Origin of the sequence: Pseudomonas deceptionensis (assembly GCF_900106095.1) — a bacterium.
GTDB lineage: Bacteria > Pseudomonadota > Gammaproteobacteria > Pseudomonadales > Pseudomonadaceae > Aquipseudomonas > Aquipseudomonas deceptionensis.
The window spans coordinates 3,952,205-3,971,332 of the sequence record NZ_FNUD01000002.1 but is presented as its reverse complement, the minus strand read 5'-3'; the positions used below and the strand labels follow the sequence as shown (position 1 = coordinate 3,971,332).

At 59.8% G+C, this 19,128-nt stretch carries 16 protein-coding genes; 8 read left to right on the top strand and 8 right to left on the bottom strand.

Annotation, left to right across the window (positions count from 1 at the left end):
* Positions 1-65 precede the first annotated feature (65 nt).
* Positions 66-1,175 (bottom strand): DUF1615 domain-containing protein, encoded by a 1,110-nt coding sequence (locus BLW11_RS18230; RefSeq protein WP_048361024.1) that lies wholly within the window; start codon positions 1,173-1,175, stop codon positions 66-68.
* Between the two features lie 42 nt (positions 1,176-1,217).
* Positions 1,218-1,559, bottom strand: a complete 342-nt coding sequence (locus tag BLW11_RS18225; protein ID WP_048361025.1) for an FKBP-type peptidyl-prolyl cis-trans isomerase — start codon at positions 1,557-1,559, stop codon at positions 1,218-1,220.
* 307 nt (positions 1,560-1,866) lie between these two features.
* On the opposite strand from BLW11_RS18225, the gene BLW11_RS18220 reads away from it, so the two are divergent.
* From BLW11_RS18220 to BLW11_RS18205, 4 genes are all read left to right on the top strand, one after another.
* The gene (locus BLW11_RS18220) at positions 1,867-4,125 is read left to right on the top strand and encodes a FepA family TonB-dependent siderophore receptor (RefSeq protein WP_048361026.1); all 2,259 of its coding nucleotides are present in this window, start codon (positions 1,867-1,869) and stop codon (positions 4,123-4,125) included.
* Positions 4,126-4,250: 125 nt separating this feature from the next.
* The gene (locus tag BLW11_RS18215; RefSeq protein ID WP_048361027.1) at positions 4,251-4,541 is read left to right on the top strand and encodes a hypothetical protein; all 291 of its coding nucleotides are present in this window, start codon (positions 4,251-4,253) and stop codon (positions 4,539-4,541) included.
* Entirely contained in the window at positions 4,538-6,076 is a 1,539-nt protein-coding gene (locus BLW11_RS18210; protein ID WP_048361028.1) for a PepSY-associated TM helix domain-containing protein, read from the top strand. The genes BLW11_RS18215 and BLW11_RS18210 overlap by 4 nt, the downstream gene beginning before the upstream one ends.
* Position 6,077: 1 nt before the next feature.
* Positions 6,078-6,413: a DUF3325 domain-containing protein gene (locus BLW11_RS18205; RefSeq protein WP_048361029.1), complete on the top strand. Its 336-nt coding sequence runs from the start codon at positions 6,078-6,080 to the stop codon at positions 6,411-6,413.
* 119 nt (positions 6,414-6,532) lie between these two features.
* Here BLW11_RS18205 and BLW11_RS18200 read toward each other — a convergent pair whose 3' ends face one another.
* From BLW11_RS18200 to BLW11_RS18175, 6 genes are all read right to left on the bottom strand, one after another.
* Positions 6,533-7,201, bottom strand: a complete 669-nt coding sequence (locus BLW11_RS18200) for an amino acid ABC transporter permease (RefSeq protein WP_048361030.1) — start codon at positions 7,199-7,201, stop codon at positions 6,533-6,535.
* 3 nt (positions 7,202-7,204) lie between these two features.
* Positions 7,205-7,933 (bottom strand): amino acid ABC transporter permease, encoded by a 729-nt coding sequence (locus BLW11_RS18195; protein WP_048361031.1) that lies wholly within the window; start codon positions 7,931-7,933, stop codon positions 7,205-7,207.
* Between the two features lie 134 nt (positions 7,934-8,067).
* Positions 8,068-8,874, bottom strand: coding sequence for an ABC transporter substrate-binding protein (locus BLW11_RS18190; protein WP_048361032.1), 807 nt, complete (start codon positions 8,872-8,874; stop codon positions 8,068-8,070).
* Between the two features lie 183 nt (positions 8,875-9,057).
* Positions 9,058-9,588 (bottom strand): glyoxalase superfamily protein, encoded by a 531-nt coding sequence (locus BLW11_RS18185; RefSeq protein WP_048361033.1) that lies wholly within the window; start codon positions 9,586-9,588, stop codon positions 9,058-9,060.
* 74 nt (positions 9,589-9,662) lie between these two features.
* Positions 9,663-11,051 (bottom strand): sensor histidine kinase, encoded by a 1,389-nt coding sequence (locus BLW11_RS18180; RefSeq protein ID WP_048361034.1) that lies wholly within the window; start codon positions 11,049-11,051, stop codon positions 9,663-9,665.
* On the bottom strand, positions 11,029-11,712 hold the full coding sequence (locus BLW11_RS18175) for a response regulator transcription factor (protein ID WP_048361035.1): 684 nt from the start codon (positions 11,710-11,712) through the stop codon (positions 11,029-11,031). Before BLW11_RS18175 ends, BLW11_RS18180 begins: the two co-directional genes overlap by 23 nt.
* Positions 11,713-11,911: 199 nt before the next feature.
* Here BLW11_RS18175 and BLW11_RS18170 point away from each other — a divergent pair, with 199 nt between their 5' ends.
* From BLW11_RS18170 to BLW11_RS18155, 4 genes are all read left to right on the top strand, one after another.
* Positions 11,912-13,267 carry an MATE family efflux transporter gene (locus BLW11_RS18170; RefSeq protein ID WP_048361036.1) on the top strand — a complete coding sequence of 452 codons (1,356 nt, stop codon included), beginning with the start codon at positions 11,912-11,914 and terminating at the stop codon, positions 13,265-13,267.
* A gap of 1,002 nt (positions 13,268-14,269) precedes the next feature.
* Positions 14,270-15,250, top strand: coding sequence for a WD40/YVTN/BNR-like repeat-containing protein (locus tag BLW11_RS18165; protein WP_048361037.1), 981 nt, complete (start codon positions 14,270-14,272; stop codon positions 15,248-15,250).
* The gene (locus BLW11_RS18160; protein WP_048361038.1) at positions 15,247-17,673 is read left to right on the top strand and encodes an efflux RND transporter permease subunit; all 2,427 of its coding nucleotides are present in this window, start codon (positions 15,247-15,249) and stop codon (positions 17,671-17,673) included. Before BLW11_RS18165 ends, BLW11_RS18160 begins: the two co-directional genes overlap by 4 nt.
* Before the next feature lie 154 nt (positions 17,674-17,827).
* Positions 17,828-19,072, top strand: a complete 1,245-nt coding sequence (locus BLW11_RS18155) for a helix-turn-helix transcriptional regulator (RefSeq protein ID WP_048361039.1) — start codon at positions 17,828-17,830, stop codon at positions 19,070-19,072.
* Positions 19,073-19,128: the final 56 nt, after the last annotated feature.

Below are 19,128 nucleotides of genomic sequence, written 5' to 3'. Positions count from 1 at the left end.
TCATTAACTTTGACCATACTCCGCATATGAATTAATTCAATGGTTTTATTCGTATCCGAATTTTCTCAGTGTGCCGGTAGTGCCTTCGCCCGGCTAATGCAGCGCTGGCGACGATCATCGACCCGCTTGGCAAACCAGGCCGTGGTCAGTGTGCGGGTAATTTTCGGGCTTTGCAGGGTGATGCCCGGCAGCACGGCGCGGGGCAGGGGTTTGCCTTGCTGACGCTCGGCCAGGGCGAAGACACGCGTGTAGAGGTCAGTGTCATTGAAGTCCAGGCTGTCGCCTTTGAGCAGCTGGTTTCTGATGGCGCTGTCGCTGAGCTTCAGTTGCTTGCCCAGTGCCCGGACCGCCCGCTCGGTTGACCCGAGCGCATACGAGCCGGGCACCGTCAGGTCGCCATCCAGTGCCAGCGGGATGCCGGACGCCTGGCTCACGGCGTTCTGGAACGCGGCATTACGGCTGGCGTACCAGCCGGCATTAAAGTCGGCAAAACGGTACAGCGACTCGTTGTAGTCGACGGGGTAGCCCAGCAAGTGGGCGATGCCGAAATACATGCCGCCGCGCCGGGTAAAGACTTCCTGGCGGATCGAGTGGGCAACCGGGTAGGGATAGTCCCGCGCCCGTTGCTGGGCAAAGGCGATGCTGACCTGCATCGGGCCGCCGGTGTGCACCGGGTTCAAACTGCCAAACAGGGTTTTACCCATCGGCACCATGCCAATGAAATCATCAAAAATTGCGCTGAGCTGGCCTTCGGTGCGGGCGGCATCCAGGCGCTGGTTGTAGGTTTTGCCCGTAGGGGAGGTAATGTTCAGCGCGCTGTTGACCAAAAATTCCGGGATATGCAGCTTGCTGGCGCGACGGTTGATTTCCGTGCGGGCGATTTTGGCCAGGCCCGGCACCGGCGGGTCGGCCTGGAAGGTGGACTCCTGCTCGGTGACGGCGAGTACTGAGCACAGGTTTTCGTCGCTGGGGGCTAGCCCCTGGGCGGCAAAGGCGGCCTGGATGTCGGTGGCCCAGCCCTGGCGATCCGGTGTTTTGGCCGGCATCAATTGCACGATGCGGGCGCGGGTCTGTTCGGGGGTCAGGTTTGGCAGTGTCTGAGTGCCCTGACTGCTACAACCCGCCAGTGCCACTAGCGGCAATACCGATAAAAAATGCCTGAAAAATCGATTCACCCAGCCTGACTCCTTAAAAGTGCTGCTTATGTGCCGCCGCGATCAATCGTCGCGGGTGAGCACTTCCAGCAGTTCGATCTCAAACCTGAGGTTGGAGTTCGGTGTGATATGCGCGCCCATGCTTCTTTCACCATAGGCCAGATGAGCAGGAACCTTCAGTTCGCGCTTGCCGCCGACTTTCATGCCCATGAGGCCGATGTCCCAGCCCTTGATGACACGCCCGGTGCCAATCACGCACTGGAACGGCTTGCCGCGCTCAAAGGAAGAGTCGAACACCGTGCCGTCTTCGAGCCAGCCTGTGTATTGGGTGGTGATCAAGGCACCTTTGACCACGGCTTTGCCGTCGCCCGGCACAAGGTCGGTGATCTGAAGTTCGGTCGTCATGATGTGGGACTCAAAAAGTGAGGGGAAGAGGGCGGCTTGAGGCGGTGTTTCTCTCAATTCGAGGCATTTTTTGCAATGTTTTTAATTTTTTTTCTGTAGGAAAAGGCTCTAAAACAAAGGGATTGGGGAACTTGCGAATGAGGATTAGTGTCAATTGCGCTTTACTCTCAAATGAGAGTGTTTATCATTGCAGTCCTGGCAGTGCCGGGGAGAGCTAAAAAACGTCGTGTCCTTTCGGGTTCGTGCGACAGCGATTTCCAGCCTTTGGCCTGCTGAGCACACTCCATTGTTAAGGGATCAACTGGACATGTCGTCTCGATTCAACCGCAGTCATCTTTCACTGGCTTTCGTTGCCGCCCTGGCGTCACCCACCATTTTAGCCGATGCGCTTGAGCGCGATCGTGACGAGGTGCCGGTGGAAACCACCGACCTGCCGGTCGATGGCACCAGGCAAGCATTGCAACTGGAAGAAACCCGTGTTTTGGGCACTGCTGCCGAAGAGCTCAAGCAGGCGCCCGGGGTGTCGATCATCACGGCCGAAGACATCAAGAAACGCCCGCCGGCCAATGACCTCTCCGACATCATCCGTCGCGAGCCGGGCGTCAACCTGACCGGTAACAGCTCCAGTGGCGCTCGCGGCAACAACCGCCAGATCGACCTGCGCGGCATGGGCCCGGAAAACACCCTGATCCTGATTGACGGCAAACCGTCTTCTTCGCGTAACGCCCAGCGTTATGGCTGGAGCGGCGACCGTGATACCCGTGGTGAAACCAACTGGGTACCGGCAGAAGAAGTCGAGCGCATCGAAATCCTGCGCGGCCCGGCAGCTGCCCGCTACGGTTCGGGCGCCATGGGCGGGGTGGTCAACATCATCACCAAGCGCCCGTCCGACAAACTCAAAGGCTCGGTGACAGCGTACTACCTGTCGCCGGAAGACGATTCCGAAGGCATCAGCAAACGTACCAACTTCAACCTCAGCGGGCCGATCACGGATGATCTGGTGTTTCGTGTGTATGGCGGCGTGAACAAGACCGACGCCGACGATCCGGGCATCAACACCGCCGCGCAAGCCTCGCCCGACAGCGTTGTGGCCGGCCGCGAAGGTGTACGCAACAAGGACGTGAATGGCCTGATCAGCTGGCAGTTCACCCCCGAGCAATCGCTGGACCTGGAAGCCAGCTACAGCCGCCAGGGCAACATTTTTGCCGGCGACACCATGCTCAACAGCGGGGGTGACTTTGTTAACAGCCTCACGGGCAAGGAAACCAGCGTGTTGCAACGCAGCACCTTCTCCGCGACCCACAATGGTTCGTTCGACTGGGGCTCCACCAGCGCTTCGCTGAGCCACGACCTGACCCGTAACGCCCGTTTGAACGAAGGCCTGGCCGGTTATGGCGAAGGCGCACCGTCTGAAAGTGCCGGTAAATTTGAATCGCGCTTGCGCAACACCCGCGCCACCGGCGAAGTGAATTTGCCGTTGACCATGGGCACTCCCCAGGTGCTGACTTTGGGCGGCGAATACCTTTACGAGTCGTTGAACGACCCGGGTTCACTGCGCCCGCAAAGCTGGGATCCAGGTGCAAATGGTACTCCGGGCCTTCCCGGAACCGACCGAACCCAAACCAAGTCCACGGCCAACAGCTACGCGTTCTATGTGGAAGACAACATCGAAGTCGGCGCCAAGACCATCGTCACTCCCGGCGTGCGTTTTGACCACCACAGCGAGTTCGGCGGCAACTGGAGCCCGAGCCTCAACGCTTCGCACCAGATCACCGATGAGCTGAGCATCAAGGGCGGTATTGCCCGGGCCTACAAAACCCCGAACCTGTACCAGTCCAACCCCAACTACCTGTTGTACAGCCGCGGTGCGGGCTGCAGTTCGGTTGAAGTGAACATCGGTGGCTGCTACCTGGTGGGTAACCCGGACCTTAAGCCGGAAATCAGCGTCAACAAAGAAATTGGCCTGGCGTTCGATAAAGGCACCTGGCGCACCAGCGCGACGTATTTCCGCAACGACTACCAGAACAAGATCAATGCCAGCAACGAGGCGGCATTCCGCTTGCCAAACGGGCGTCGTGTCCTGCAATGGGAAAACAGCGGCAAGGCCATCGTACAAGGGGTTGAAGGCAATCTGTTCGTCAACCTGCGCGACGATCTGGACTGGAACACCAACCTGACCTACATGATCGAAAGCAAGGACAAGGAAACCGGTGATCCGCTGAGCATCATCCCCAAGTACACCCTCAACACCATGCTGGACTGGTACGCCACCGAGAAGCTGTCGGTTCAGGTCAGCGGTACTTACTACGGCAAGCAGGAAGCGCCAAAGCGTAACAATCGCGCCAACGAAGCACTCGACAAGTCGGTGCAGCAACCTGTTGACCCATACGGTCTGGTGGGTTTGAGCAGCGGTTATGAGTTCAACAAAAACCTCAGCGTGCGGGTGGGTATCAACAACCTGTTCGATAAGCAGCTGTACCGCAAGGGCAACGCAGACGAGGCGGGCGCACAAACCTATAACGAAGCGGGCCGTGCCTACTTCGCGTCGGTGACCAGTTCGTTCTGATAACAACGCAGGCCTCACTGCTCGCAGTGCAGGCACTTTCAGGCGCGACATCCGTGAGTAACGGGTGCCGCGCCGTTGTCGCATCTGGCACAGGCAAAACGCAGGGCTCGATGAAGGATCAATACATGAAACTCGCAACCTCGGCCTGGGTGCCGATCCTGTCTCGCACACTGGCCGCACTGGTGGGCGGTTATGTCTTTACCTACGCCTTTACTGCGGCGCTGGCCCGGCTGTTGCCGCTGGACAACGTCGACTCGATGATCGTCGCCAGCCTGCTGTCGTTTGTGATCTACACCTTCGCCATTTTGTGGGCGTTTGCTGCGCGCCATCAGTGGTCGGCATGGATGGGCGCGGTGCTCGCGGTGCCCCTGGCCGCCATCGGTTTTTGGCCTCAACTGCTGGAGCGCATGGGATGAAACAGACCCTGACCCAATCCATGGCCTGGTTGCACACGTGGGGCGGCTTGATTGTTGGCTGGCTGCTGTTCGTGATTTTTCTGACCGGCACCCTTGCGGTGTTCGATCAGGAGATCGACAACTGGATGAACCCCGAACTGCCCGCGCACCAGTTGACCGATGAACAGGCAGTGCAGCGTGCGCTGGGTTATCTGAGTGAGCATGAACCCGGCGCCAAACAATGGGGCATCAGCCTGCCTTACGCGCGGTCGCCGCAGCTACAGGCCTCGACCGGCGGGCGCCGTGACGGGGTTTCAGTCACGCTGGACCCCAACAGCGGCGAAGTGTTGCCGGTGCGCGAAACGGTGGGGGGGCGGTTCTTCTTCCTGTTTCACTTCACCTTGCACATGCCGCGCATGATCGGGATTTACCTGGTCGGCGCCCTGGCGATGGGCATGCTCGCGGCGCTGGTCAGCGGTATCGTGATCCACAAAAAGTTCTTCAAGGAATTCTTCACCTTTCGTCCTGCCAAGGGCCAGCGCTCCTGGCTTGACGCCCACAACGCCAGTGCCGTGCTGTTGTTGCCGTTTCACTTGATGATCACTTACAGCGGTCTGGCGATTTTTTTGGTGATCTACATGCCTGCGGCCATGGACGCCTTGTTCGATGGCAACCGCGAGGCCTTTTTCAAGGCCCAGGATACGGCGCCATCGGCGCTTGAAATCAAACGCCCGCAGGCGGTTGAACCTGCGCCGCTGGTGGCCATCGCGCCGCTGCTGGCCAAGGCCCGCGAGATCATGGGGCCATTGAGCGGGGTGAGCATCAGCAACCCGGGGCAGAGCAATGCCGAAATCCAGATTCGCCCGATCCTGGGTAATCGCATCGCCTTGATCAAAGGGGGAGGCATGCGCTTTGACGGGGTCACGGGTGAGCAGTTGTCCGGGCCGACCGAGATGCGCTCCACGGTGCTTACGCACCGGGTGGTTTCCGGGCTGCACTTCGCCCAGTTCGGTGGCTACCCGATGCGTTGGCTCTACTTCATCTGCGGCCTGATCAGCAGCGCCATGATTGGCAGTGGCCTGGTGCTGTTCACGGTCAAGCGCCGGCGCAAATACGCCAGCGAAAGCCGCGTTGCGCAGGTGCTGTACCGCGTGGTGGAAGCGATCAACGTCACCGTCATGGCGGGCTTGAGCCTGGCCTGCATCAGCTTGCTGTGGGGCAACCACCTGTTGCCGGCCGGCATGGCGCAGCGCAGCGATGCCGAGTTGAACGTGTTCTTTGGCGTGTGGGCGTTGAGCCTGCTGCATGCCTTGATCAGGCCACGGATGCAGGCCTGGCGCGAGCAGTTGGCGCTGGCGGGGGTGATGTGCCTGACCTTGCCGCTGCTGAGCCTGGCCACGGTCAACCAGCCGTGGGCACTGCACAGCAGCATGGGGCTGGAGCTGACGGCAATGGCGCTGGGTGCCCTGTTGCTGTGGGCGTGCTGGAAAGTATCGCAACCGGCGGTGGAGCGGGTGCCGCGTAAAAAGACCGCTGTTATGGCCGAGGTGAATTGACATGCTGGCTCATTTTTTTGCTGCGTTGGCGTTCGCCTACCTCGGCATGCTGGCGCTGTGCCAGGGGCTGGAGCGTCATTACAAACAGGTTTGGGGCAAAGCCCCTTCAGCCAGGTTGCGGCGAGTATTGCGGGTTGGCGGCTGGATCTGCCTGGGGCTGAGTTTGTACTTTTGTGGCAAGGCCTGGGGCTGGGCCATGGGGCCTGTTGGCTGGCTGGGGATGCTTTCGCTGGGCGGATTTGGGTTGCTGATGTTGCTGCCTTATCGTCCACGGTTGGCGGTGTGGCTGCCGCTGGGGTTTGTGCCGCTTTGGGCGGTGATTGAAACCCTGACCTGATCACTAACCCCTGTAGCCGCTGCCGAAGGCTGCGATGGGCTGCGTAGCAGCCCCGCTTTCAAGGCCGAAAGCGAAGGCCCTTCGGTCCTTGTCGCAGCCTGCGGCAGCGGCTACAGGTTCTAGCGTTTGACCAGACGATTGGCAATCACATCCAGGCTGCTGCAAAACACGAAGTACACCAGCGCCACAAACAGGAAGATCTCGGTCGGGTGCACCATCACCCGATTGCTGACCTGGGTGGCGACAAACGACAACTCCCCCACGCCAATCACATAGGCCAGCGAGGTGTCCTTGATCAGTGAAATCCACTGGTTGAGGAAGGAGGGCAGCATCATCGGCAAGGCTTGCGGCAGGATGATCAGTCGCAGCACTTGCCAGGTGCCCAGGCCCAACGCCTTGCCTGCCGCCCACTGGCCTTGCGGCAAGCTGCTGATGCCGGCATACACCGAGTGCGCCAGATACGCGCCGCCGATCAACGACAGGGCGCATACCACCGTGGCCAGCGCGGGCACATCGACCTTGAACACGATGGGCAGCAGGAAGTAACTCCAAAAAATCAGCATCACCACCGGAATCGCCCGCAAAAATCCCAGCACTGCGAGCAATACCCAACGTACCTTGCCGCGGATCATCACCAGTGCGACCCCGAGCATCAGCCCCAGCATTGCCGAGATGATCCCCGACAACAGGCTCAGCACCAGTGTCAGCGCCGCGCCGCCCAAAGGCCCGTTGGGCCAGGCGCCGAGCATGAAGTACGAAAAATTGTCGCTGATAACCGAAAAGTCCATGACTTACACCACTCCCTGGCGATACCACTTGCTGCGTGCAATCAATTGGCCGACCACTTCGATCAAGGCAATGCTGAGTACATACAGGATTGTGGCAAAACCGAAGGCCTGGAACGTCTTGAAGGTTTCGGTCTCGACTTGCCGCGAGGCATACGACAGTTCGGCCAAACCGATGGCCATCGTCAGCGACGAATTCTTCAGGGCATTCATGTATTGCCCCAGCAACGGCCCCAACGCCGTGCGCAGCGCTTGCGGGAATACGATGTAGCGCCACACCTGCGCAGGTTTGAAGCCCAGCGCCAGGCCTGCAGCCCGTTGCTCAACACGCACCGAGCTGATGCCTGCGCGAAACTCTTCGCAAATGAAGGCTGCCGTATAGAGCATCAGGCCCCAGAACCCGGCAATGAATTCAAAGGACGGCCATTCAATCTCCAACCAGCCCAATGTCAGGCTGCGCGGCTGGTTGAGCCACATCACCAGGCCTTCGGGCAGCATCGCCGTGACCCCGAAGTACCAGAAAAAAAGCTGCACCAGCAGCGGCGTGTTGCGAAACAGGGCCAGGTAGGCCCGTGCAGGCCACGACCACAGGCGCGAAGGCGAAATGCGTGCCAGGCACAGCAAAAATCCCAGCCCGGTAGCCACCAGGCAGGTCAGCAGGGAAAGGGTCAGGGTCAGAACAAAACCATCGAGCAGCCAGTGCAGGTATTGCGGGGCCAGCAGTTCACCGAACATAAAAACAGCGTCCATCTATAAACGAACAAACCCGTCCGGTTATCCGGGACGGGCTGAAGGATGCAGGAGCCGTGGGAGCGAGCCTGCTCGCGAAAAGCCTTCGCGAGCAGGCTCACTCCCACTCAGGCAGTGGCTTAGCTCTTGTCGCCGATCTTGTACAGACGGGTCAGCGGGGTTTTGGTGGTCGGGCCGAACCAGGCGTCATAGATGCCCTGTGCCTTGCCCTGGCTTTCCAGCTCGGTGAGGGTCTGGTTAACCACGTCAGTCAGGCGCGCTTCACCCTTGGGAATGCCGACGCCGATCAGGTCATTGGAAATGGTGAATGGCGGCACTTCGTACTTGTCCTTGTCCGGCACATTGGCCAGCAGGCCGATCAGCTTCGGGCCGTCCTGGGTGATGGCCTGCACGTTGCCGTTGCGCAGGGCGGTGAAGGCAAACGGGGTGTCATCGTAGGCCACTACTTTGGCACCCGGGAATTTCTCGCGCAGCACGCCTTCGTTGACCGTGCCCTTGTCGACACCGACGCGCCATTTGTTCAGTTCTTCAGGGGAGGTGAGGGTGCCTTTTTTAACGATGAACTGCTGCCCCGAGGCGAAGTACGGAATGCTGAAATTCACCTGTTCGGCGCGCTCCGGGGTGATGGTGAAGTTGGCCAGCACCAGATCCACCTTGTTCGCGACCAGCAGCGGCACACGGTTGGCCGGGTTGGTCGGCTGCAACTGCAACTTCACGCCCAGCTTGTCGGCAATGGCCTTGGCGTAATCCACGTCCAGGCCTTCAATCTGCTTGCTTTTGGCATCGACAAAACCGAACGGAGGGTTGCTGTCAAACGACGCCACCCGCAGCACACCGGACTTTTTGATGTCATCCAGACGGTCAGCGTGGGCCAGGCCAGACAAAACGGCCAGGGTCAGGGCGGTGAGGGCAGTGAGTTTTTTCATTTCGTTCTCATCATGAGTTGGAAGAGTTATGACGAGAGTCTTGCAGGAAATTTAGAGTTTAAAAAAGAATATAAAACGATTTAAATATATCGTTTTGGTATATGCGGAGAAGGTGTAATGACTGTGGTGTGCTTAAAGCACCTCGTGGGCTGCACTGCGATCGGGTGCAAGGCACCGGCAAAATCAGTATTGGCAGAACCTGATCCGATTACCGAAAGGGTCGTACACCTCCAGGACTTGCCCCCAACCTTGCTGAACAATATCCGAGCGCCCGTATTTGTAGCGTTTGCCAAGTAACTCATCCCGAAGCATTTCAATATTCTGCATGGGGATAAATGTCGTCGACCCCGGGCTCGCGTCGCCATGATGTTCGGACAGATGGAGCTGTAGACCGCTTCGGTTGATTCCCAGGTACAACGGTAGATCCGATTCGAACCGGTGCTCAAACTCGACGCTGAAGCCCAGAAAATCCAGATAGAACTCGCGGGCCTTGGTTTCGTCAAATATTCGCAATACCGGAATTGCTTTTTCGAACGTAGCCGCCTGCCGGGGACCTTCCTCTGGGAGCATTGCCGATGCGACGCTCCAGTCCGTGTAGCCCAGTTGCTGCGCGACCAGTTCGAGTGCTGTGGCGTGAGTGACTTCCTGATTGTTTCGGCCTAACGAAGCGTGCAAATTTTCGGCCATTTGCCTGGCTTTCTGGACTGAAATCATGGTTCCTCCTGGAGTTGAAACACTTTAGTGCTGCCATCGCCAACGGGCGATGGCAGCAGAGATAACACCGCTGCTTACCCCGGGTTTATCAGACTTTGCCGGCAGTGCAGGGTCAGCCAGGCGCCGCCGCTTTCACGGTTGCTCACGTCCAGGCTAAAGCCATGCAGGTTGACGATGGCGGCCACGATGGACAAGCCAAGACCAAACCCGGCGTGTGTCTCATCACAGCGATAAAAGCGCTGGAATACCGCCACCCGTTCGGCTTCGGGGATACCGGGGCCGGTGTCGAGAACTTCGATACGCAGGCTGTCGTTGTCGTCCGAGGCACGCAAAATCACTTCTCCGCCCGGCGGGGTGAATTTGATCGAGTTGCTCAGCAGGTTGGCCAGGGCTTCGAACAGCAGCGCACGGTCGCCGGTCAGGCTGGGCAGCGTCGGTGCCACGTCGAGCGTCAGCGTGACCTGGCCTTCTTCTGCCAGCGGCAGGTAAAAGTCATACAGCTCCTGCAGCAGTGGCAGCGGGTCGAGTTGCAGGAAGCCCGAGCGTCGTTGATGGTCTTCCAGTTCCGATATACGCAGCAAGCCGCGAAAACGTGCCATCAGGGTGTCGGTTTCGCCGATGACTTCGTCCAGTTGCAGCGCTTCGGGGGAGCCTTCGCCCGCCTGCTGGCGAATCCGGTACAGCTGGGCCCGCAAGCGGGTGAGCGGGGTGCGCAGGTCGTGGGCGATGTTGTCGCACACGCCCTTGACCTCGTGCATCAGCAGTTCGATGCGGTCGAGCATGGCGTTGACGATGGCTGCCAGCATGTCCAGCTCGTCACGCCGATTGGACAGCGGCAGGCGATAGGTCAAATCCCCCGCGACAATCGCTTCAGCGCTGGCCTGAATCGCCCGGATGCGCTGCAACGGACGGCGGCGCAGCAAGTGCCAGCCGGCAATGCCGGGGATGATGGTCAGCGACACCCCCCAGAACAGCGCATGCAAAATGATCCGGGTGACGGCAAACAGCGAGCCGTTGTCGCGCACCAGAACCAGCCAGCGCCCGTCGTTGGTCTGGGTGGCCACGGCATCGCAACTGTCTTGCGGCAGGTTGGGGTCGTCGGAATCGATGCAGGTGCTCAGGGCGTGGATCTGGCCATCCAGGGGCAAGCCCTCGGGGAATGACCGGATCGGTCCACTGAGCGGCTTGCGCTGTTCATCGAACAGGCCGTAGGCATCCACGGCACGCATGTCGAAGGTCATGCTGGTGGCCAGCGCTTCGTCCAGCTGTTCGCCTTCAAAGCGCGCAAACAGATGTTGGCGCTGCATCAGCGAATGCTTGGCCAGGCTGCCCAGGTAGTCCGAGACCTCGTAATACAGCACCCCCATGAGGATGCAGCTCCAGGCCACGAACAGAAAACTGTATAGCGCCAGCAGCCGGCTGCTGGAAGAACGCCAGCCCTTAGAGGGGTTCGGCAATGACATAGCCCGAGCCTCGAACGGTGCGGATCAGGGGCACCAGGCCCGGTGGGTCGATCTTTTTGCGCAGGCGGCCGATGTGCACGTCAATCAGGTTGGTGCCCGGGTCGAAGTGATAACCCCAGACTTCCTCGAAAATCATCATGCGCGAGAGGATTTGCCCGGTGTTGCGCATCAGGAATTCCAGCAACTTGTACTCGGTGGGCAGCAGGCTCAGCTGTTGATCGCTGCGGCTGGCTTCGCGGGTGATCAGGTTCAGCTCCAGGTCGCAGACGCGCAATGAGGTTTCGTACTTGTCCACCGGGCTCTTGCGCCGCAGCAAGACTTCAACCCGGGCCGCCATCTCGTCGCTGGCAAAAGGTTTGGTCAGGTAGTCATCGCCCCCGGCGCGCAGGCCGCGTACACGCTCGTCGACATCGGACAAGGCGCTGATCATCAGGATCGGGGTACTGACGCCGATGGTGCGCAAGGTGGTGACAATCGCCAGCCCGTCCAGCTCCGGGAGCATGCGGTCGAGGGTGATCAGGTCGTAGTCGCCACTGACGGCGCGTACCAGACCTTCGCGGCCATTGGCTACCCAGTCGACCTCAAGGCCGTGGCTGGTCAATTCAGCCACGATTTCTTTCGCCGTCACGGCATCGTCTTCAATGGTCAAAATACGGGTCATACCGTCACCTGATGGGCTTTTTCAGCGGTAAGCACATTTTGCCTACAAAATGCTGAAACGTTTCTTAATATTTCTTCACGTTCAGCGGGCTGTCAGGAAGCGTAGCCGAAATGCCTTTTATGCCGTGGGCCCAGGATTCAACATTCAGATACATTTGCGGTATAAACCTTTGACGTTTATTTCATCAGGCCCTCTCTTAATGCAAACCCCTTCGCAACGGCCGCTGTGGCAGATCTACCTGATCTTTCTGGCGCCGATGGTGCTGTCCAATTTCCTTCAGAGTTTTTCCGGCACGCTCAACGGTATTTATGTCGGGCAGTTGCTGGGCACCCAGGCGCTGGCAGCGGTGTCGGGGATGTTTCCCATCGTGTTTTTCTTTATCGCGTTGGTGATCGGCCTGGGGGCGGGGGCTTCGGTGCTGATCGGGCAGGCCTGGGGGGCGCGCGAGACCGCAATGGTCAAGCAGATCACGGGGGCCACGCTGACCCTGGGGGCGTTGATCGGCCTGGCCGCGGCGGTGCTGGGCAGCTTGCTGGCGCGGCCTGCCTTGCAGGCACTGGGCACGCCGGCCGACGTGCTGGACGAGGCGGTGGGCTATGCCCGGGTGATGATGCTGATCATGCCGTTGCTGCTGGTGTTTATTCTGTTTACGCAAATTTTGCGTGGCGTCAGTGACACGGTTTCGCCGTTGCTGGCGCTGATGGTGTCTACGGCGGTGGGTTTGCTGCTGACGCCGGCGCTGATCCTCGGCTGGACCGGGTTGCCACCGATGGGCATTCAAAGTGCTGCCTATGCGGGGCTGGTGGGCAACGTGCTGGCCATGCTGTTTCTGGTGCTGCGTCTGCGGCACAAAAACCATGTCATGGCGCCGGACCGCGAGCTGTTGGCCGCGCTGCGCCTGACCCCCGAAATTCTGGGCAAGGTGTTGCGCATCGGCTTGCCCACCGGCGTGCAAATGGTGGTGCTGTCGTTGTCGGAGCTGGTGATTCTGGCGCTGGTCAACAGCCACGGTTCCCAGGCTACAGCGGCCTATGGCGCGGTCACCCAGATCGTCAACTACGTGCAGTTTCCGGCGTTGTCGATTGCCATCACCGCCTCCATTCTTGGGGCCCAGGCTATCGGTGCGGGACGCATTGAACGTATAGGCGCGATCCTGCGCACAGGCCTGCTGATCAACCTGTGCCTGACCGGTGCCCTGATTGTGCTGGGCTACGTGCTGTCGCACTGGTTGCTGGGGCTGTTTATCACTGACGTCGATGCGCGGGTTCGGGCCGAACACCTGCTGCACATCATGCTGTGGAGCATTCTGGTATTTGGCTTCCAGGCGGTGATCGGCGGGATCATGCGGGCCAGCGGCGTGGTGCTGGTGCCGATGGGGATCACCATCTTCTGTGTGCTGTGCATCGAGCTGCCGGTGGCGTATGCCCTCAATGCCCACTTCGGTCTTGAAGGCGTGTGGATGGCGTTCCCCGTGACCTACATCGCCATGCTGGCGCTGCAAACCGCGTACTACCGGCTGGTATGGCGGCACAAGCAGATTCAGCGGCTGGTTTGAGTGTGTGAGGCTGCGCAGCAGTCGTTAAGTCAGCTTCCTCGGTTAATGAGGCACTGCGCGTGTAGCGGTTTTGCGACCGCTTCGCGCTCGTTCGCAGCCTCGTTCTACTCGTCAGCGGCTACAACACGGAATTGCTGGCGAATTTGTAGGAGCTGACGAGCCATGCGAGGCTGCGATCGGCTGCGTAGCAGTCGTAAAGTCAGCTTCCTCGGTTAATCAGGCAAACCGCGTGTACCGGTTTTGCGACCGCTTCGCGCTCGAACGCAGCCTCGTTCTACTCGTCAGCGGCTACAACTCGGAGTCGGTGGCGAATCTGTAGCCGCTGACGAGCCGTGCGAGGCTGCGTTCGGCTGCGCAGCAGTCGTAAAGTCAGCTTCCTCGGTTAATCAGGCAAACCGCGTGTACCGGTTTTGCGACCGCTTCGCGCTCGAACGTAGCCTCGTTCTACTCGTCAGCGGCTACAACACGGAGTCGGTGGCGAATCTGTAGCCGCTGACGAGCCGTGCGAGGCTGCGTAGCAGTCGTGATATCAGCTTCCACGGTTAATCAGGCATACCGCGTGTACCGGCTTTGCGACCGCTGCGCGCTCGTTCGCAGCCTCGTTCTACTCGTCAGCGGCTACAACACGGAATTGGTGGCGAATCTGTAGCCGCTGACGAGCCGTGCGAGGCTGCGTTCGGCTGCGCAGCAGTCGTAAAGTCAGCTTCCACGGCTAATCAGGCATACCGCGTGTACCGGTTTTGCGACCGCTTCGCGCTCGAACGCAGCCTCGTTCCACTCGTCAGCGGCTACCGGTGCAAAACCATTCTCTCTGGCCGTTTTTTCACTCCTCCATCCGGGCTAGGCCGTTTGGACGATGTGTGTGTGACCGACCAGTCCGATGATCGAAGGCAGGTTCTGGCCACTTCGCCGAGGAGGCAGCCAGGGCATCCAAGATAATAAAAAGAGGACTGGCTGCATGAACTCTGCCCAGCAACTGAATCGTGCAGCGAGGCATCTACCATGCGCTCATTAATCGGCTATCTGGTATGCCTGATTGTCGCTGCAACCATCGCGTTTACCTTCTCCCCCCGCACTGCCTCAAACGTCGCCTCGGCCCAATTGCGCCCGGATCGCCTGCAAATCAACGGCATGCTGTACCTCGACCAGCGTGTGGTCGCGGTGGGTGAGCGCGGCAATATTTTGCTCAGTGATGATCAGGGCGTGTCCTGGCAACCGGCTGCGGTCGAGCCGCAGCGTGATCTGACCCTGACCGCGCTGGTGGCGCTGGATGACAAAAACCTGTTGGCGGTGGGCCACGATGGCTGGATTTTGCGCTCCGTTGACAAAGGCGCGCACTGGACCGAGGTCCGCTATGACGGCGAAATCGCCGAGCCTTTGCTGGGGATCTGGAGTGCCGGCGGCAACCGCGTGATGACCTTCGGCAGTTTTGGCAAGTTTTACCAGTCCGATGATGACGGCCTCACCTGGCAAGCCCAGCCCATTGAGGTAGACAGTGCTCACCTCAATGGCATGGACGGCGGTGCGGATGGTCGGCGGATGGTGGTCGGTGAGCAAGGCCTGGTACTGCGCAGCGATGATGCCGGCCGCAACTGGAAAAAGCTGGAGCCGTTCTACAACGGTTCCTTGTTTGGTGTGGTGCGGCTGAGCCCGGATCGTTGGGTGGCCTACGGCATGCGCGGCCATGTGTTTGTCAGTCAGAATTTTGGCCGTACCTGGGACGCGGTGGCGGTGGGGAATCAGTTGCCACTTTACGGTCATGCGCTGTTGCCCAATGGCGGCGGGTTGCTGATTGTCGGGGCTGGCAGCTCCCTGGTGCGTCTGGACGGTAATGGCCACCTGGTCAGTGCCACTCGGCTGTCGGGCCTGGGGACATTGACTTCAGCGGTACTGGTGGATACCGGGCGCCTGCTGGTGGGCGGTGAACGCGGTGTGTTCCAGGGCACTGATGGCAGTGTTGCTGCACTTGGAGGTGCCAAGTGAGTCGCGAAAAAACTGCGGTAAACCGCGCGGTCGAGCGCGTTGCCGATCTGCTCATCACCTGGCGCAAGGGCTTGCTGGCGCTGTTTGTACTGCTGACCCTGGCCCTGGGCTACAGCGCCACCTATACCCAGCTGGACCCGGGCTTTAACAAGCAGATCCCGGTGCGCAACGCGTTTATGGTCAACTTCCTCAACTTCAGCCAGTACTTCACCGGCGCCAACCGCTTTCTGGTCAGCGTCAAGTGGAAGGGCGAGGGCGATATCTATAACCGCAAGTACCTCGAAACCCTGAACAAAGTCACCGATGACGTGTTCTTCATCAACGGTGTGAGCCGCGCCAGTGTGACCTCGCTGTTTACGGCCAACGTGCGTTACATCGAAATCACCGAAGACGGATTCTTTGGTGACGTGGTGGTGCCGCCGCGCTTTACCGGTTCCGCCGAAGACCTGTCCCAGGTGCGCAGCAACGTGGCCCGTTCGGGGCAGGTGGGGCGGCTGGTATCCAATGACTTGACGTCATCGATGGTACGCGCCGACTTGCAGGACCTGGACCCGCAAACCGGTAAATCGGTGTCCTATGCCGAGGTGGCCAAGCGGCTTGAAGATATCCGCGCCAAGTACAGCAATGACGATGTCGAGATCAATATCGTCGGCTTTGCCAAGCTGGTGGGTGATGTGGTCGACGGGCTGACCACCGTGATCGGTTTCTTCGTGATTGCCTTTGTGATCACGGCCCTGATGTTGTGGTTCTATTCGCGCTCATGGCGCCTGACCGTGGTGGCGCTGGCTGTGGCTTTGCTGCCGGTGGTATGGCTTCTGGGGTTGCTGCCTTTGCTGGGGCTGGGGATCGACCCGATGTCGATCCTGGTGCCGTTCCTGATTTTCTCGATTGGTGTATCCCATGCGGTACAGATGACCAATGCCTGGAAGCAGGATGTGCTGGGCGGCAGTTCGTCGGTGGAGGCTGCCCGCGGTGCCTTTTGCAAGATTTTCATTCCGGGCTCCCTGGCGCTGTTGATGAACGCCCTGGGCTTTGGCGTGATTATGCTGATCGACATTCCCATCGTCCATGAACTGGGGGTGACCGCCTGTATCGGGGTGATGCTGATGATCATCACCAACAAGCTGATGCTGCCGATCATTCTTTCGTACTTGAAGCTTGAGCCGAGTGCCATGGCCCAAGGGCTCAAGGTTCAGGGCAAGCACGCCTTGTGGTGGCGCCTGTCGGCGCTGGCCGAGCCGAAACCGGCGCTGGCGGTGTTTGTGATCAGCCTGCTGCTGTTGGGCGTGGGCGCCTGGAAGGCCCGGGACCTGGCGGTGGGCGATATTGGTGTCGGTGCGCCGGAGCTGCGGGCCGACTCGCGTTACAACCAGGACAACCAGAAGATCATCAACAGTTATTCCATCGGCCTGGATGTGATGTCGGTGTTTGTGCAGGTCAAGGGCATCGAAGAAGGTTGCCTGGCGCCGCAGGTGATGCGGGCAATCGAGTCGTTCGATTTTCAGATCCGCAGCGTGGCCGGCGTGCAGTCGGTACAGAGTGTGGCGGGCATGGGCAAAACCGTGATTGCCGGCAACAACGAAGGCAATCCGCGCTGGTCGGCAATCCCGGGTTCCGAGCGTGGCCTGAGTCAGGGCTCCCGGGCATATATGCCGGATGACGGGCTGGTGACGGAAGGCTGCCAGCGCATGCAGATCCTGGTGTTCCTCACCGACCACGAAGGTGCGACCGTCAGCCATGTGGTCAATGAAACCCAACGCATCATTGCCGGCCTGCAAGGGCCGAATGTGGAGTTCCTGATGGCGGGCGGCAACGTGGGCGTGATGGCCGCGTCCAACGAAGCGGTCAAGCAGGCCGAGGTGGTGATGCTGGCCGCCCTGTTCGGCTCGGTAGCGCTGTTCTGCTGGCTGACCTTCGGCTCATTTCGCGCAGTGCTGTGCATTCTGGTGCCGTTGGCGATCGTCGCCATTCTGTGCAACGCCTTGATGGCGACCCTGGGCATCGGCCTCAAGGTCGCAACCTTGCCCGTGATGGCGCTGGGCGTGGGGGTGGGGGTCGATTACGGGATTTATCTGTACGAGCGCATTGCTCATGAGATGGCCGACGGCAAGGACCTGCGCAACGCGTTTTACCAGGCCATGTGCCAACGTGGTACGGCGGCAGTGTTCACCGCGCTGACCATGTCCATCGGCGTCTGTACCTGGGCCTTTGCTCCCTTGAAATTCCAGGCCGACATGGGCGTGCTGCTGTCCTTCATGTTCCTGGTCAACGTGCTTGGGGCGATCTTTTTACTGCCCGCCCTGGCGGCCTGGTTCAACCTGGGGCGCCCGCTGGTCAAGGTTAAAACCGGCAGCCAGGAGGCGCCTGCCGGGCATTACCCGCTCAAGCAGAGCGTGGCGGCCAAGGACTCGTCAAACCGTTGAAACAGACCGCTTGTCGAGCTTGTATGGCGGTCAACATAAAGACACACTGAGTGGCTTTTGCGCAGTGCTACAGTGCATGCGCAAAAGCAGCCGCTGGTAATAAGAACAATAAAAAGGGTCGGTCCCGAACCTGACCCAATGCGAGGAAACATCCGTGGATACAGTGACCCTGAACCACCAAACCCTGGCCAGTCTGGGGCTCGAACTGGCTGATTACGATCACATGGTCGGCAGCTTCTACGACGGTGCGCTGGACCCGAAGATCATGGGGCGTAGTTTGTGCGCCGTACGCAAAATGTTCCAGGCCAACTACGCAACGCTGATCCTGCGAGTGCCCGACCAGCCGGATCTGGGCCTGATGATCGTGGCCGGCGATATCGAGGGCGAGGGTGAGCTGACGTATCAGACTTACCCGCAAGCTAATACCCCGTTCGCCGGGCAGGCGCTTGATCAGGTGTTCACGGTTGAAGACCTGATGAGCGAATCCGAGTGGGTGCAATCGCCGTACTTCAAGGCCTACTGTGCCAAGCAGGATGTCTACCATGTAATGGGCGCCGATATTTCGACCCCCGACGGTGGCAAGCTGCGCTTTCGTCTTACCCGGCCCAAAACGTCCCCCAAATTCTCCAGTGCCGAACGCGCGTTGTGCAGCAGCTTCCTGCCGCATTTGCGCCGGGCCCTGCACCTGCACAACCTGCTCGATCGCAGCGAGTCCATGAGCGAACTTTACGCACAGGCAATCAGCCGCCTGTCCGTGGCGACCATTGTGCTGGATGAAACCGGCAAGGTACTGCGCCTGAACCCGGTCGCCGAAGAAATCCTCAAGAATGCCGATGGCCTCAAGCTGGTGGGCGGCAGGCTGGAGGCGACCTACCCCAGCGACAACCGTGAGTTGCAGCGTCTGGTCAAACACGCCTTTAGTCAGGAAGTGCGCGATGGTGGCGTGACCGCCGACGCCATGTCCGTCACGCGGCCTTCGGGCCAGGTCAGCCTGGGGCTGGTGGTCGAGGCGATCCCTTCGCTGGAATGGGCCGAGGGCAAAAGCAAGCCGGCTGCGGTGATCTACATCCGCGACTCGGTTGGCAAGTCGCTGGCCAGTGAAGTGGTGACCAAACAGCTGTTCAATCTGACCAAGGCCGAAACGGCGCTGGCAATGGAACTGGCCAACGGTTTGTCCCTGGAAGAAGCCGCAGAGAACCTGAATATTCGGCGCAACACTGCCCGTGCGCATCTGCGTTCGATCTTCTCCAAGACCGGTGTGCGTCGCCAGACCGAACTGGTAAGGATTCTGCTGAACAGCGTGGTCGCGTTGGGAAAGCCCAAGTGCGCCTTGCGAGCGGCTGAGTCCGTGATAGTACCGGCGCCACAGTTGGCACGGCCGATTCGTAAAAGCGCTTAAGCACCGTCTACCGGCCGGCAGTGGCGATTGATCGCCACTGCCGGTTGCTCATCAGT

Excerpts from the sequence above, each read along its gene's own strand:
- BLW11_RS18225 (WP_048361025.1), bottom strand. The coding sequence starts at position 1,559 with ATGACGACCGAACTTCAGATCACCGACCTTGTGCCGGGCGACGGCAAA.
- BLW11_RS18220 (WP_048361026.1), top strand. The coding sequence starts at position 1,867 with ATGTCGTCTCGATTCAACCGCAGTCATCTTTCACTGGCTTTCGTTGCC.
- BLW11_RS18215 (WP_048361027.1), top strand. The coding sequence starts at position 4,251 with ATGAAACTCGCAACCTCGGCCTGGGTGCCGATCCTGTCTCGCACACTG.
- BLW11_RS18210 (WP_048361028.1), top strand. The coding sequence starts at position 4,538 with ATGAAACAGACCCTGACCCAATCCATGGCCTGGTTGCACACGTGGGGC.
- BLW11_RS18205 (WP_048361029.1), top strand. The coding sequence starts at position 6,078 with ATGCTGGCTCATTTTTTTGCTGCGTTGGCGTTCGCCTACCTCGGCATG.
- BLW11_RS18200 (WP_048361030.1), bottom strand. The coding sequence starts at position 7,201 with ATGGACTTTTCGGTTATCAGCGACAATTTTTCGTACTTCATGCTCGGC.
- BLW11_RS18195 (WP_048361031.1), bottom strand. The coding sequence starts at position 7,933 with ATGTTCGGTGAACTGCTGGCCCCGCAATACCTGCACTGGCTGCTCGAT.
- BLW11_RS18190 (WP_048361032.1), bottom strand. The coding sequence starts at position 8,874 with ATGAAAAAACTCACTGCCCTCACCGCCCTGACCCTGGCCGTTTTGTCT.
- BLW11_RS18185 (WP_048361033.1), bottom strand. The coding sequence starts at position 9,588 with ATGATTTCAGTCCAGAAAGCCAGGCAAATGGCCGAAAATTTGCACGCT.
- BLW11_RS18180 (WP_048361034.1), bottom strand. The coding sequence starts at position 11,051 with ATGTCATTGCCGAACCCCTCTAAGGGCTGGCGTTCTTCCAGCAGCCGG.
- BLW11_RS18175 (WP_048361035.1), bottom strand. The coding sequence starts at position 11,712 with ATGACCCGTATTTTGACCATTGAAGACGATGCCGTGACGGCGAAAGAA.
- BLW11_RS18170 (WP_048361036.1), top strand. The coding sequence starts at position 11,912 with ATGCAAACCCCTTCGCAACGGCCGCTGTGGCAGATCTACCTGATCTTT.
- BLW11_RS18165 (WP_048361037.1), top strand. The coding sequence starts at position 14,270 with ATGCGCTCATTAATCGGCTATCTGGTATGCCTGATTGTCGCTGCAACC.